Here is a 14,562-nt window from a genome sequence, read left to right as displayed (position 1 = left end):
CTATCAATTCCTAACGCCCTTTACGGGCTGATTTTTTAACGCCAACGCTTTTGGAGGCCCGAAGCATTTTTTTGCTCGGACGCGTGGATTCTTGTTTACCTGCTTTTTTTGCTTCAGCGCGTCGCACGCTAGCGACTTTACCTTGGAGTTCGGCGGGTTTAGTCGGAGCCGCTTTTTTAACACGGCGCGCAACGGAGTCATCAGGACGCGCGGCAGCTTTACGCAACGCAACAAAACTAGTTCCGGTCACGAGACGAAACTCGATGCGGCGAGCCTCTAGATCGACACGCGCCACCTGCACTTGCACTGCATCAGTCAGACGATAGCGCATTCCTGTACGCTCACCACGCAGTTCATGCAGCGACTCATTGAATTGAAAATACTCTGTGCCTAGTTCAGAAACGTGGACCATCCCTTCGACGTGCAAGGTATCAAGCGTGACAAAGATGCCAAAGCTCGCCACGCCTGTGACGCGGCCACTAAAGGTCTCGCCTACACGCTCCTTGACAAACCAGCATTTGAGCCAGGCCTCTACATCGCGCGAAGCCTCATCGGCACGACGCTCTGTACCGGACAGCATCAAACCAAGACGCTCCCACAGATCATGCTCATATTCTTGCTTGGTCGCTCCAGGAGCCGCCACGAAACCGTGCAGCGCAGGCTGATAACGCTCACCTTTGAGTAATGCTTTGATGACTCTATGCGTCAGCAAGTCAGGGTAACGGCGAATCGGCGAAGTAAAGTGGGTATAAGCTGGATAGGAGAGTCCGAAATGACCCATATTGTCAGGACCATAGATCGCCTGCTGCATCGAACGCAAACACATGGTCTGAAGCAGCGCATAGTCAGGTCGGGCACGCGCCTTGTCTAGTAATTCAGCATAGTCCTTGGCGCTTGGCTCGGCGCCACCCCCAATACTCAAACCAAGCGTGCGCAAAAACTCTCGCAAGGCTTTGAGCTTGTCCGTGGTAGGCCCTTCGTGAACACGATAAAGACCAATATGCTTGCTGCGCATCATGAAGTCAGCGGCACAGGTATTGGCGGCCAACATACATTCCTCGATCAGGCGATGCGCATCGTTTCGTACCAATCCAATAATCTTTTCGATACGTCCTAATTCGTTACAAACGATTTTGGTTTCAACGGTGTCAAAATCAATCGCACCACGCGTCTTTCGGGACTGCTGAAGGAGTTGAAAAACCGAATGCAGGCCTTGAATTTGCGGGATCACATGAGAAAGACTGCGGGCCGTAGGACCTTGCGGTTGCTGCAAGGTCTCCCATACTTGGTTGTAGGTTGTCCGCGCTTGCGAGTGAATCACCGCATTGTAAAACTGATAGGCCGCGACTGTTCCTGCCTTGGCGCCCGTCAGTGGAATCACCATGTCGCACACTAAAACCAGACGATCGACCTCTGGTTTGAGCGAGCACAAACCGTTGGAGAGCTTTTCAGGCAACATAGGGATCACACGGCGAGGAAAATAAACACTCGTTCCACGTGTGCGCGCGTCAATATCTAACGCGTCTTCAGGTCTGACGTAGTGACTGACATCCGCAATCGCAACCAGTAAACGCCAAGCCGGACGTTTACGTCCGGAACCTAGATCGACCTCTTCGCAATACACCGCATCATCAAAGTCACGCGCATCTTCACCATCAATCGTAATAAATGCAACATCTCGCAAATCAACACGATCTTTGAGGTCTTGTTTGCGAACAGCATCTGGCAATTTATCAGTCTGACGCAAAGCGGCGTCAGAAAACTCGACTGGTACATCGAACTTGCGCACGGCTATTTCAATTTCCATGCCGGGGTCGTCGATTTCACCAAGAATCTCCGCCACGCGACCAAGAGGCTGTGTGTGGCGCGTGGGCTGCTCAATAATATCGACAGATACGACTTGGCCATGTTGAGCGCCACCTGTATCACCAGGAGGAATCAACACGTCATGCTTGATGCGCTGATCTTCAGGCACCACGATCGTCATCCCTCGCTCGTTTAAAAAGCGTCCCACCAAACGATTGGTACGGCGCTCAATCACTTCAACGATGGTGGCCTCAGGCTTACCACGGTATTCGCCCGTTGGCTTGACCAGAACGCGATCGCCATGAAGCACCTTGAGCATTTCACGCGGTGATAAAAAGAGGTCTGGACCTCCTCCATCGCGCACTAAAAATCCAAAGCCATCGCGATGTCCCTGCACACGCCCTGCAACAAAATCAAGCTTATTCGCGAGCAAAAGCACGCCTTTCCGATTTGGCAGCAATTGACCGTCGCGCTCCATCGCTGCGATTCGACGATCAAAACCCTTGAGGGTTTCTGCAGACTCAAGGCCAAGTCGCGTTGCGAGGTCTTCGGGTGAAAGCGGCACGAGCGCAGTACGCAATGACTCTAAAATCTCTTCACGACTTGGAACATCCGGGTCAAAGTCAGGGAGCAGTTCTGGAGTGGCTGCGCTAGGGCGACCGTTCTTTGAATGGGGAGGAAGGCGATTTGCCAAAGTTTGAATCTCGCTTATAATTCGGTGCTTCTGAAGTACAGATAGGCCCAGGTGGCGGAATTGGTAGACGCGCACGGTTCAGGTCCGTGTGCCGCAAGGTGTGGAGGTTCGAGTCCTCTCCTGGGCACCATAGAAGTGTAAAGCAAAATACCTGCTGCTTTAATGATCTTCTACTGTTTTTCAGCAAAATAATTCACCTCAAAACTCTTTTATTAGATTTTGGGGTTTTTTATTATCTGCTCTCAACAGCAGAGCTTTTTTATCAAGCACGCGCATTGAGTTCTTTTCTCATCATAACGTGTTCAATATTGGCATCTAAAAACACTTCCCCAAACTCGACGAATCCTTGTTTTAAGTAAAAATCTTTGGCATGAAGTTGGGCTCCCAGAACAACCTCTTTAAAACCTCTCTCCTGTGCCGCCTCAACCAAAGCTTGTAAAACAGCCGCGCCGGCACCCTTTTTTCTTTCAGAAAGCTTGACTGCCATGCGTCCAATGTGGCCATACGGTAGCAGGCGCCCTGTCGCGATTGCCACGCCTTGATGACTAAATGCCAAGGCATGCAAACACTCAGCATCCATTGCGTCGAGCTCTTCGGCAATCGGTACCTGTTGCTCCTCGACAAACACCTCAAACCGAATCGCACTCGCGCGGACGCCTAAATCGGACCAAGTTCCTAATTGCACGTAAACCGTCCCCGGATGCGCTTGAAAATTGTCGTTTTTCACGTAGAAATCCTTTGAAAGACTATTTGTATATTATGGCGGAGCTTGCTTCTGAGTGCTTGAACATTGCATCATCGCGCTACACTTGGAAACCTTTAATTTCTCAATATGTTGGTTATGTTTGCTGCGGTCATCGACGCTGCCTTTCCAGTGTTTGCCCTCATCCTGACGGGATGGGCCTGCGCAAAGCGCAATTTACTGGGCCACACCAGCCGCGAGGGCTTAAACAGTTTTGTGATTTATCTCGCCTTACCTGCCCAGCTCTTTGACGTCATGTCGAACGTTCAGTTTTCAGATCTCGCTCAGCCAGGGTTTTTTTGGTCGTTTGCCTTAGGGATGTTTGGCACGGCTGGCTTATACGCCCTTGTCTCACGTGACAAACACATTCCACCACTGGACAGACTCATTAACAGCATGAGTGCCGCGTATGGAAATGCTGGGTTTATGGGCATCCCGCTTTGCTTAATGGTGTTTGGCAAGTCTGGGTTAGCGCCCTCCGTTATTACAGCGGTCTTTACCGTTTCCTTGCTGTTTGCCGTGACGATTATGCTGGCCGAACTACAACGACTCGATCATGCTGGCGTTGTGCCTGCCATTAAGAAAGTACTCCTCTCGATGTTGCGCAATCCACTGTTGGTCGCCCCAATCTTAGGGGTGCTGTGGTCATTTATGCAATGGCCGATGCCTTCACCCGCCATGCGTTACATCAGTTTATTGGGTGATGCATCAACACCCTGCGCCCTCATCGCAATCGGACTTTTTCTCGGACAGACCTCTGAGCAACGCGCAGGCCCCGAAGTGATGCGCATTGTCCTGTTCAAGCTCTTGTTCCAGCCTGCCCTCACCGCTCTTTTAGTTTTAGTTGTTTTTGATGTGCCTAAAATATGGGCGCTGGTCGCGATCTTGGCCGCAGCACTTCCTGTTGGTACCGGACCCTTTATGATGTCCCAGCTCTATCAACGCGATGCTGCGGCTAGCGCACGCGCCATTCTGGTCTCAACTGTTTTATCCGTCGTCACGATCTCGATACTTGTCGCCTGGATCAGCCAAGAGCTTTGAATCACTTTTAAACCATACAACTTTACCAAATATCTCTCTAGGCGCTCACCATGTCAGAACCCTCACTTGCTATCACAGCCACCTCGCCTGAGCTGACTATTGAGGGTGCGATCGCCACGATACGCCTTTGCAACCCTAGCTATGCCAATCGTCTGAGTCCCTCAGATCTCGCGATCATCCAATCACACATCCACACCGTCAATCACGCAGCACAGGTATTGGTGTTGCGTTTTATCGCAGAAGGAAAATATTTTTGTAGTGGTTACGATATTTCCTCACTTGCAGCAGAGAGTGCGCCCTCGTCTCTCTACTTCGGTGAAACAGTCGACCTGATCGAGCAAGCAAGACCCATCACTATTGCAGCGATCAATGGCGGCGTGTATGGCGGTGGCACAGACCTTTGTTTAGCATGTGATTTTCGTGTGGGGAGCACGACTGCAAATATGTTTATGCCAGCAGCAAAACTCGGGCTACATTTTTATCCCGGTGGTATGGTGCGCTATGTCACGCGCTTAGGTCTGAATCATGCCAAAAGACTCTTTTTGACAGCAGAGAAAATCGAAGCAGTGGAAATGAAAGAAATCGGATTTTTAACGGAACTGGTTAGCCCCGAGGACTTGAATACGCACGTCGATCAATTGACTCAGCAGCTGGCCTGCATGGCGCCACTTGCACTGCTGGGCATCAAAAAACATCTGAATCTCATTGCGCGAGGACTGTTGGACGAAGCCTCCATCAACCAAGCGGTGCTGCATTCCGAACGGTCTAACGATATCAAGGAAGGTGCAGCGGCCTGGAAGGAAAAACGAAAGGCTGTTTTTAAAGGTCGTTAAAGCCTTTTCAAACATACGAAAGGAATTAAAAAAAAAATTAACCATAGCGTTAAACTTATAAAAAATATTTTAAAGAAATGCACATGACAACAAAACCAAAAGTCGCTTTGATTAGTACGGGTGGCACGATTACGTCTCTCAGCACCCTCGGTGAACTCGATGTTTTTGAATACAGCTCGACTGGAACAAGACTTGGCGCACACGGGATGCTGGATAAATTTCCTCAAGCTAAAACTGTTGCCGATATCATCCCAGTGGCTTTCGACACACTACTTTCAACAGCGGTCAGTTTTCCGCATTGGAAAAAACTTGCCGAAGTCATCGGCACACTCGTCGCTGACCACCCCGATCTGGCAGGCATTGCGATCTTGCATGGGACCTCATCGTTGGAAGAGACCGCCTACGCCCTGAATCTTGGTCTTAAGACAGAGATACCCGTTGTACTGACCGGCTCGCAACGCCCGGCCAGCGCATTGTCGACTGATGCGGGTATGAATATTTATAACGCTGTTCGCTTAGCAGCCTGCCCAGAGGCGCGCAATCTTGGCGTGCTTGTCTGTTTGAACGATGAAATTCAGTCCGCGCGCGAGGCCACCAAAACATCGAATGGAAGACTTCAAACGTTTAAATCACCAGATTTTGGTGCGCTTGGGCATGTCGATGGAGATCGCATTGTCATCTATAGGAGTCTTACGCGTCGTCATACGCCAGACACCGAGTTTGATCTGAGAGCCATCGCACAATGTCCTCGCGTGGATATTGCCTATAGTTATTCGGGCGGTGATGGCGTTGCGGTGCAAGCGTTTATCGATGCGGGCGCTCAAGGCATTGTCGGCGCCGCTTTTGCACCAGGATTGCTTTCACCAGAAGAGTTTATCGCCATGCAAGCCGCAGTCAAACAGGGCGTAATCGTGGCTATTTCGTCCCGGGCGGGCTCTGGACGCACCTTTGCACCAAGCAAAATGAGAGCAGCCGGGTTTATTCAAGCCGACAACCTCACCCCTCAAAAGACGCGCATACTTTTGGCTTTCGGATTATCAAAAACAAAGAATCGCGCAGAAATTCAGCGCATGTTTGACACGTACTAAGCCAAAAACAAGTGATGCCTTACTGCGCAGTGTATAGTCGCTGCGCAGTATAGATCCGACACGAAGCATCAATTAACTGCCTAGCGATGCTGACGTGGTCTGGCAAGGGTGGTAAAGCTTCTCGAGAAAACCAACCCGCCGCCTCGATCTCGCTAGGATCAGGAGTGATTTCACCTCCAGCATACTCTGCAAAAAATGCAATCATGAGAGAGTTGGGGAAAGGCCAGGATTGACTGGTGAAATACCTAAGATTGGCAATCTCAAGGCCGACCTCCTCTCGAACCTCTCTAACTGCACATTGCTCTAGGGTTTCACCAGGCTCGACAAAACCAGCCAAGGCACTGAATACACCAGGACGGAAATGAGGGCTACGCGCTAACATCAACTCGTCGCCACGCTCAATGAGTACCATCACAGCCGGAGAGATACGGGGATAGGCAACGAGTCGACAGCTTGGACACTCGAGTGCCATTTCCGTTTTTTTCATTACGGTCTGCTTACCGCAATGGCCACAAAAACGGTGATTTTTCTGCCAGTCGATTAACTGCGTACCTCGTCCGGCCAAAGCAAAAACCTCGGGGCCCGCCGAAGCAAACAAGCTGCGTACGGGTCGTAACTCGCCGATGATGTGCTGAGGAATATTATCTGTTTCGACGGCATAGCAGACTGCACCATTCCAGTGCCCGATCTTCAAAGCATCGCCGAAATCTCTGAAGTCTTCGTGACTTGCCTTGGGAAAGGCCTCTCTGCCTTGCTCGTCAACAGATATCAGCACCTGATTACCACATCGAATCAACCAGTAACTTAGTTCGCTCATCTCGTGTCTCGTGAAAATTCTTTTTAAAACGCTTAAAGTAAGCATGGATTGTTTAACATCATTGTATTCTGGGTTGATGATTCACAAGGCTTGTATTAAGTTGATGCGTATGAGCGCACGAAACCTTTTAGAATAAAGGTATATTTAGCGGGCGTCGTCATGAACCGAACGTATCAAAAATCGGCACGCTCAAAGGACATTTACCCATGAACGCACCGCTGACCACATCCGCCCAAAAGGTGTATGACAAGGTAACGCTAGAAGATAAGTACACGCAGGAACAGGGCCGCGCCTTTATGAGCGGCGTTCAAGCGCTCGTCAGACTGCCGATGATGCAACAGCTTCGAGATGCTCGAGCAGGATTCAATACAGCGGGTTTCATTAGCGGCTATCGTGGCAGTCCCTTGGGGGGCTATGACCAGGCACTCTAGAAAGCCTCGGCACACTTAAAGCGCCATCACATTGTCTTTCAACCAGGCGTTAATGAGGAGCTTGCCGCGACTGCAGTGTGGGGATCGCAACAAGTAGAGCTTTATCCCACACAAAAAAAGTACGATGGCGTTTTTGGGCTGTGGTACGGCAAGGGGCCGGGTGTTGACCGCTGTTCCGATGTGTTTAAGCATGCCAATATGGCCGGCACATCCCCTCTTGGAGGTGTCATTGCAATTGCCGGGGACGATCACATCGCAAAAAGTTCGACCGCTGCGCATCAAAGCGACCATATCTTTAAAGCTTGTGGATTACCTGTTTTTTTTCCAAACGATGTGCAAGGTATTTTAGATATGGGTCTGCACGCCTTTGCCATGAGCCGCTTTTCGGGTCTCTGGTCAGGCATGAAGACAATCCAAGAGGTCGTTGAATCAAGTGCGAGCGTAGACATCGATCAAGATCGGGTCAAGATAGTTTTGCCCGAAGACTTTAACTTGCCCCCTGGTGGGCTACATATTCGCTGGCCTGACGCGCCGCTCGAACAAGAAACGCGTTTAATGGAATACAAGAATCGCAAAACGATTATTACGTCGCCATCTACCAGACGCAGTCAGAGAGGGTATACATGCTAGATTGAACATCCTCGAAGCAAAACAAAGGGCCCTCAGTGTTGTCGAGAGCGCCGTGGGTGAGCGACAGCCTTGGTTTTGCAGCGGATGTCCACACAGCACAAGCACGCGAGTGCCGGAGGGCAGTCGAGCGATGGCCGGTATCGGTTGTCACTATATGGTGCTTTGGATGGACCGCTCAACATCGACCTTTACTCAAATGGATGGTGAAGGCGCGCCCTGGGTTGGGCAATCTCATTTCGTCACAGATCAGCACGTTTTTGCCAATATTGGCGATGGCACATGATTTCACAGTGGGTCTATCGGTCCCACAAATCGTCAAGAGCAGCATTGCTGAAGGTGTTCAACGCGTCGCCGTCGTCACAGACGATCCACAGCGCTATGCTGGCGTCCCATTAGAGCCTGGTGTGCGCATCTGGCATCGAGATGAACTCGATACCGTCCAGCGTTTATTCAGAGAAATCCCTGGCACCACCGTCATTGTGTATGACCAGAAATGTGCGACAGAGAAAAGACGTCATCGCAAATCAGGAAAACTTGAGGATCCGAAACGCGTTGTCCTCATCAACGAACTCGTGTGCGAAGGTTGTGGGGACTGCTCAGCCAAGAGTAACTGCCTGTCGGTCAAGCCGCTTGAAACGGATTTTGGGCGCAAACGCCAAATCAATCACAGCAGTTGCAATAAAGACGAGTCTTGCTTAAAAGGCTTTTGTCCAAGCTTCGTTGTCATTGAAAATGCGACACTTCGCAAACCCATCGTCAAAATTGACGTGAACGATGGAAATACAAGTGGTGAACACTTTTCCAAAAAAAAACTAGCGACCCTTGCGCTGCCTACCCTTCCCGATTGCATAGAGCCTTATCGTATCGTCGTGGCGGGTGTGGGTGGTACTGGAGTCATTACCATTGGTCAATTGCTTGGGATGGCTGCCCATATCGAAGGAAAAGGGGTCATCACACAGGATTCCGCAGGACTTGCTCAAAAAGGCGGTTCGACATGGAGCCACATCCAAATTGCACACTCTCACGATGCGCTGTGCGCCACCAAAGTCGATATCGCACGCGCCAATTTGATTGTGGCTTGTGATGGTGTCGTGGCGGCGAGTCAAACCACGGTGGCATTGATTCAAAAGGGACTCACCCGCATCGCACTTAATCAACATGACACACCAACAGCTGGTTTTGTACAAAGCCCTGACTGGCACTCTACAAATGCCGTTTGCGCAACGGCGCTCGGTCAAGCCGTCGGCGCAGAGAAACTCGTCGGTCTCGATACAAGCGCAATGGCCGTCGACAAGTTAGGTGACGCGATTTATGCGAATCCCCTCCTTCTTGGATATTGTTGGCAAAAAGGCTTTATCCCTCTCTCATTGGAGTCCTTAGTCGAAGCTTTTAGACTCAATACCGTACAAGTCGAGCGTAATCTGCTGGCATTTGAATGGGGTCGGGCCGCGGCTTTAGATCCAAAACTTTCAAGAACGACCATTAAAGAGCAGCCTGTTCAATTTAAAGCGCGTCAATCCATTGAACACATCATTCAGACACGCTCTGAATTTCTGATACGTTATCAAAATAAACGCTATGCGGCTCAATACCTCGCGTTTGTTGAGCACATTCGCCAAGCCGAACAGAACCTGACAAAAGATTCCTCCAACACGAACCTTAGACTAACGCAAACCGTTGCACGCTATCTCTTTAAACTGATGGCGTACAAAGATGAATATGAAGTCGCACGGCTGCATACAGAGCATCATTTTGTAGCCAAAATCTCTGAACAATTTGAACCCGGGTATAAGATCACCCATTATTTAGCCCCACCCTTGCTCTCGGCACACAATGCACAGGGTGAGGCAATCAAACAACGCTTTGGTAGCTGGATTCGTCCCGTCATGAAAGGACTCAGACATCTGAAGATATTACGTGGTACTCCACTAGATCCCTTTGGGTATAGCCAAGAGCGCCGCACAGAGCGGGCGTTGATCGCTGAGTATCAATGCTGTATCGAAGCGCTTTTACCTGAGCTCACGCTGGACAATATCGACTTAGCTGTGCAGATTGCTACTGTGCCCGAACACATTCGTGGCTATGGTCATGTCAAAGCCAAGCACTTAGAAGAATCCAAGAAAAAAACTCAAAAGCTACTTGAACAATGGCACAAACAGACTTGAACGGTTAATCAAGAGACGTTGTGCTAGAACGACTCGTTAAACAGCTCGCGTCCGATCAACATGCGGCGTATTTCACTGGTGCCGGCGCCGATCTCATACAGCTTGGCATCGCGCCAGAGGCGACCTGTTGGATAGTCATTGATATAACCATTGCCACCCAAGATTTGGATCGCCTCACCGGCCATCCAAGTCGCCTTTTCTGCACAGTACAAAATCACACCCGCAGCATCCTTGCGTAATCCGCGCTGGTTAATTGACGACCCCTGTGTTGAGCCTAGCGCGCGCGCATCCAGCGTGCGTCCAACAGCATAACAATAAGCGCGACAGGCAGAATATGTGGTGTACATATCGGCAAGTTTGCCTTGAATCAATTGAAACTCTCCAATCGATTGCCCAAATTGACGTCGCTCGTGGACATACGGCAACACGATATCCAGGCAGGCACCCATAATACCGAGGGGACCCGCCGCAAGCACTGCTCGTTCGTAGTCCAATCCACTCATCAATACATTGACACCACCATCGAGCTGACCCAAAATGTTTTCAGCCGGCACAAAGACGTGATCAAAGACCAGTTCGCCCGTGTGAGAACCGCGCATACCGAGTTTGTCGAGTCTTTGCGCAACAGAGAAACCCGGCATGTCACGATCGATTAAAAATGCGGTAATACCGCGTGCTTTTTTATCCGGATCCGTCTTGGCATACACCACGAGCGTCTGAGCATCCGGACCATTGGTAATCCACATTTTGGTGCCATTGAGACGATAGCCACCCCCATCTGGTATCGCACGTAATTTCATGCTTACAACATCCGAACCCGCCTCAGGCTCACTCATCGCAAGTGCGCCAATGTGATCGCCGCTAATTAAGAGCGGTAAGTATTTTGCACGCTGAGCGTCTGTACCGTTTCGCATGATTTGATTCACGCATAAATTAGAGTGAGCTCCATATGACAAGCCGACAGAAGCAGAAGCCCGGGAAATTTCTTCCATGACGATCATGTGCGCAAGATATCCCATGCCGGCGCCACCATATTCGGGACTCGCGGTCACGCCAAGCAATCCCATATCGCCCATCTTGCGCCAGAGATCCATCGGAAACTGATCCTCTCGATCAATCTGAGAGGCTCTCGGAGCAATTTCCTTGACCGCAAACGCACGGACGGCTTCGCGTAAGGCATTTAATTCTTCTGAAAGTCCATCATCAAGCGTGTATGTCAGCATCATTGATCCTTAGGGCTTACTTCATTCAGTCAGCTTTATGTAGCTTAATGTAGCTTAACGATACTCAATGTAAAAGCCCCCTCACTCATTTCAAGCAAGGGGGCTCCGTTTGGTTGAATGAATAAGGGATTAACCTGGACCCATCAACAAATTAGGCAGCCAAGTGGAGATAATCGGGATGTAAGTCACCACAAGCAACAAGCCAACCATTAGAACAAAAAACGGCATCGTGCCACGCAATACCTGCGCTAAGGGGATCTTGGAGATATTACTAATCACGAACAGATTCAAGCCCACAGGAGGGGACATCAACGCCAACTCCATGTTGATCACAAGCACCACACCAAAATGAATCGGATCAATACCCAGAGGCTCAAGCAAAGGCAAGATAATCGGCACCATGATCAATAATATCGAGAAGACCTCGAGGAACATGCCCAGGATAATCAGAATGATGTTGACCGCCAGCAAGAACTGCCATGGCTGAATATCCAGACCTTTCACAAAATCAAGCGTCTTTTGCGCGATGCCCGTTTCAGTAATCAAGTGACCAAAAGCAAGCGCCATCGCAATGATGATCATGATGGCCGCCGCACTACGCACAGCATGCGTCATCACTTGCAAAAAGTCTCCCAGCTTGACTTCGCGGTAGACAAACAGGGAAAGCACAATCGCCACAACGGCCGATAAAGCAGCTGTTTCAGTCAGCGTGACAAAGCCACCGTATAGACCACCCAGTACCACAACAGGAACCAGCAAGGCAGGAATCGCATTGATGGTTTTTTTGATTTTCTCATCGCGAGGCATGGGTACGCGATCGACGTAACCATTTTTCTTGCTGTAAAAATAAACGTAAACTCCCATCATCGCAGCACTAATGAGACCGGGTACAACGCCACCCAAGAACAAGCGCGGAATAGATGCATCAGCGAGTACGCCGTAAACCACAAAAGCCAGCGACGGTGGAATCAAGATACCCAAAGTCCCTGCAGAGACCAAGATGCCGCCCGCAAAAGCAGGGTTGTAGCCATTACGAAGCATGGCCGGAATCATAATCGTACCCATCGCGATCGCGGTCGCGACCGAGGATCCACACATGGCGGCAAAAATCGCACAGGTCAGTACAGAAACCAAACCTAAGCCACCGTGAACACGTCCGATCCAGGCTGTCGCTGCATTAATCAGCGCTTTGGCCACACCACCACGCTCCATGAACGTTGCAGCAATCACAAAATACGGGATGGCCAACAAAGTAGGCGAGTTCAACTCGTCAATGACCTTTTGCGCGAGAGGAATCAGACTACCTTCAGAGGCGAAGACTAAGCCCGAGGTCACACCCATTGTCAAATAGATGGGTACGCCAAGAAACAGAAGAATAATAAAGACGGGAGAAAAGAAACTAAACATGCTGCTGCTCCCGCTTACACCATTTGCGATAGAGACGGACGATATACGCCAAGCCCATTACAAAAGCGCCACCAGGCAAAGCCGCGAAGTATATCCAAAGCGGGACTCTGAGCACTGTTGTTGAAACATCACCGAATTCCCAAGCTTGATAGGCCACTGCACTGCCGTAGTAAACAGCCAAAACTGAAAACACCAAACCTAGCACATCGGCAAGTACTTCAACACTATGCTTCAGTTTTGGTGGGAACATGTTGATAAAAAAATCTGACTTGACGTGACGATCCAACAGGGTCACGGTGCCAAGCGATAAAAAAACCGCCCAGATCACCATGTACACCTGTACTTCTTCGACAAAGTCCAGTGTCAACGAGGGTACGGTCAATCTCACAATGACGTTGTAGGAACACATCGCCAGAGCAAGCGTTGCCAAGCCGCCCACCACCAAAGCTTCGATAGGATGAGACTTGGGTACTGCATGGGCTTCTGCCTCGAGGTCAGCCTGAGCTTTCTGACGCAAAGTCTCGTAGAGTCTGTTGCCAGTCGGCTCGGCTGCCTGAACTGTGTCTTTAGCTTGCATGATTAGTACGCCACACCTGCAGCTTTAAGGTTTTTAAGTGCTTCGTCGACCACGTCATTATCCATCTTGATACTCTTGACGAGTTCGGGTTGCATCTTCATCAGCTTTTGACGGCTTGCGAGCAACTCTGCCTGAGTAGGCACCACGACTTTTAAGCCACTTTTAACCAATGCTTCTTTAGCTTTTAATTGCGCATTAGTCGCGTCTTTACGTTGCTGTGTCGCGGCGATATCCCAAGACTCGAGAATCGCCTGTTGTACTTCTTTGGGCTGTTTGTTGAAGAAGTTTGCGCGCATCATCGGCACATATTGGTTGAACTGGTTGCTGTCCTCGTAGGCAAAACGCATGCCTGAATCCATCAGTTTGGATGAAAGACTACTTTCGTATGTCGTCACCAGTCCATCCATCACGCCTTGGCTCATAGCCAATGGAACATCAGGCCATGGCACGAGCAGAGCGGTACCGCCTAGGGTATTGATACGTTGCGCATTTGCAGTACCACCTGCATAGCGAAGTTTCATACCAGTGAAGTCGGTCGGCGTTTTAATTTCTTTCTTGATGCTGTAAGTGTGCTGCATACCCAGCTCCATCCACTTACCAAGAATCTTGATGCGCATGCGGTCTTCGAATTTTTTATTCAAAAACTCACCGAGCTTACCGTCCATCACTTTATAAACGGTCGGGCCATCCACGCCATAAAACATCGGCAAACTTTGCAAGGCTGCATTTGGCTCAGCACTGTCGAGTTGCCATGTACCAGGAACAGCCATTTCAACGGCGTCCTGACGCAGTGCGCGCGGGACATCGCGATCACGGAACAACTGGCCGCTTGGGTAGACTTCAATCGCAAAACGGTTACCCGTGCGTTTTTTCAATTCTTCAACAAAAATTTCCACGCCCTTGTTACGGACATGAACAGGGTTCGTGTCGAGCGCAATGCGAAGTTTTTCCTGAGCCGAGGCGGGTGTCGCGACCAACGCCGACGCCAGCACTGCAAACGACGCAGTCATGAGTTTTATGGATAAAGAGGACATGTGATTTCCTTGAAAAAAAAGAAGTCTAGTCCACGCTGTGAACTAGACGATCATTCACAGTAACGAATTAGCCT

General features: G+C 50.0%; 10 protein-coding genes, 1 tRNA gene and 1 pseudogene. 5 read left to right on the top strand and 7 right to left on the bottom strand.

Annotated features, from left to right (window positions below; all coding sequences use genetic code 11):
* Positions 1 to 10: 10 nt before the first annotated feature.
* Complete coding sequence (gene rnr, locus AC8GE9_RS00355) at positions 11 to 2,500, bottom strand: ribonuclease R (protein ID WP_506675141.1); 2,490 nt, start codon at positions 2,498 to 2,500, stop codon at positions 11 to 13.
* 45 nt (positions 2,501 to 2,545) lie between these two features.
* Here rnr and AC8GE9_RS00350 point away from each other — a divergent pair.
* Positions 2,546 to 2,630: transfer RNA gene (locus AC8GE9_RS00350), tRNA-Leu, on the top strand.
* Between the two features lie 132 nt (positions 2,631 to 2,762).
* On the opposite strand, the gene AC8GE9_RS00345 is transcribed toward AC8GE9_RS00350, so the two are convergent.
* The gene (locus tag AC8GE9_RS00345; protein ID WP_506675140.1) at positions 2,763 to 3,227 is read right to left on the bottom strand and encodes a GNAT family N-acetyltransferase; all 465 of its coding nucleotides are present in this window, start codon (positions 3,225 to 3,227) and stop codon (positions 2,763 to 2,765) included.
* A 105-nt stretch (positions 3,228 to 3,332) separates the two neighbouring features.
* Between AC8GE9_RS00345 and AC8GE9_RS00340 the strand changes: the two genes are divergently transcribed.
* The 3 genes from AC8GE9_RS00340 (at position 3,333) to AC8GE9_RS00330 (ending at position 6,204) form a co-directional block, all read left to right on the top strand.
* Entirely contained in the window at positions 3,333 to 4,283 is a 951-nt protein-coding gene (locus tag AC8GE9_RS00340; RefSeq protein WP_506675139.1) for an AEC family transporter, read from the top strand.
* Between the two features lie 50 nt (positions 4,284 to 4,333).
* Entirely contained in the window at positions 4,334 to 5,116 is a 783-nt protein-coding gene (locus tag AC8GE9_RS00335; protein ID WP_506675138.1) for an enoyl-CoA hydratase/isomerase family protein, read from the top strand.
* 83 nt (positions 5,117 to 5,199) lie between these two features.
* Positions 5,200 to 6,204, top strand: coding sequence for an asparaginase (locus AC8GE9_RS00330; protein ID WP_506675137.1), 1,005 nt, complete (start codon positions 5,200 to 5,202; stop codon positions 6,202 to 6,204).
* Positions 6,205 to 6,223: 19 nt separating this feature from the next.
* On the opposite strand, the gene nudC is transcribed toward AC8GE9_RS00330, so the two are convergent.
* On the bottom strand, positions 6,224 to 7,021 hold the full coding sequence (gene nudC, locus AC8GE9_RS00325) for an NAD(+) diphosphatase (RefSeq protein WP_506675136.1): 798 nt from the start codon (positions 7,019 to 7,021) through the stop codon (positions 6,224 to 6,226).
* 206 nt (positions 7,022 to 7,227) lie between these two features.
* Here nudC and AC8GE9_RS00320 point away from each other — a divergent pair.
* Positions 7,228 to 10,247, top strand: a pseudogene (locus AC8GE9_RS00320) (indolepyruvate ferredoxin oxidoreductase family protein).
* 23 nt (positions 10,248 to 10,270) lie between these two features.
* Here AC8GE9_RS00320 and AC8GE9_RS00315 read toward each other — a convergent pair.
* The 4 genes from AC8GE9_RS00315 to dctP all read right to left on the bottom strand — a co-directional run bounded on the left by AC8GE9_RS00315 (position 10,271) and on the right by dctP (position 14,488).
* A complete protein-coding gene (locus AC8GE9_RS00315; protein WP_506675135.1) occupies positions 10,271 to 11,470 on the bottom strand; it encodes an isovaleryl-CoA dehydrogenase in 1,200 nt (399 codons plus the stop codon).
* 129 nt (positions 11,471 to 11,599) lie between these two features.
* Positions 11,600 to 12,877, bottom strand: a complete 1,278-nt coding sequence (locus tag AC8GE9_RS00310) for a TRAP transporter large permease (protein WP_506675134.1) — start codon at positions 12,875 to 12,877, stop codon at positions 11,600 to 11,602.
* A complete protein-coding gene (locus AC8GE9_RS00305) occupies positions 12,870 to 13,454 on the bottom strand; it encodes a TRAP transporter small permease (protein ID WP_506675133.1) in 585 nt (194 codons plus the stop codon). Before AC8GE9_RS00305 ends, AC8GE9_RS00310 begins: the two co-directional genes overlap by 8 nt.
* A gap of 2 nt (positions 13,455 to 13,456) precedes the next feature.
* Positions 13,457 to 14,488 carry a TRAP transporter substrate-binding protein DctP gene (gene dctP / locus AC8GE9_RS00300; RefSeq protein WP_506675132.1) on the bottom strand — a complete coding sequence of 344 codons (1,032 nt, stop codon included), beginning with the start codon at positions 14,486 to 14,488 and terminating at the stop codon, positions 13,457 to 13,459.
* Positions 14,489 to 14,562: the final 74 nt, after the last annotated feature.

The sequence above is a fragment of the Zwartia lucis genome, from assembly GCF_965234455.1.
Lineage (GTDB): Bacteria > Pseudomonadota > Gammaproteobacteria > Burkholderiales > Burkholderiaceae_B > Zwartia > Zwartia lucis.
The sequence above is the reverse complement of the archived record's forward strand: the minus strand, read 5'-3'. Positions and strand labels throughout refer to the sequence as shown.

Excerpts from the sequence above, each read along its gene's own strand:
- AC8GE9_RS00340 (WP_506675139.1), top strand. The coding sequence starts at position 3,333 with ATGTTGGTTATGTTTGCTGCGGTCATCGACGCTGCCTTTCCAGTGTTT.
- AC8GE9_RS00335 (WP_506675138.1), top strand. The coding sequence starts at position 4,334 with ATGTCAGAACCCTCACTTGCTATCACAGCCACCTCGCCTGAGCTGACT.
- AC8GE9_RS00330 (WP_506675137.1), top strand. The coding sequence starts at position 5,200 with ATGACAACAAAACCAAAAGTCGCTTTGATTAGTACGGGTGGCACGATT.
- nudC (WP_506675136.1), bottom strand. The coding sequence starts at position 7,021 with ATGAGCGAACTAAGTTACTGGTTGATTCGATGTGGTAATCAGGTGCTG.
- AC8GE9_RS00315 (WP_506675135.1), bottom strand. The coding sequence starts at position 11,470 with ATGCTGACATACACGCTTGATGATGGACTTTCAGAAGAATTAAATGCC.
- AC8GE9_RS00310 (WP_506675134.1), bottom strand. The coding sequence starts at position 12,877 with ATGTTTAGTTTCTTTTCTCCCGTCTTTATTATTCTTCTGTTTCTTGGC.
- AC8GE9_RS00305 (WP_506675133.1), bottom strand. The coding sequence starts at position 13,454 with ATGCAAGCTAAAGACACAGTTCAGGCAGCCGAGCCGACTGGCAACAGA.
- dctP (WP_506675132.1), bottom strand. The coding sequence starts at position 14,488 with ATGTCCTCTTTATCCATAAAACTCATGACTGCGTCGTTTGCAGTGCTG.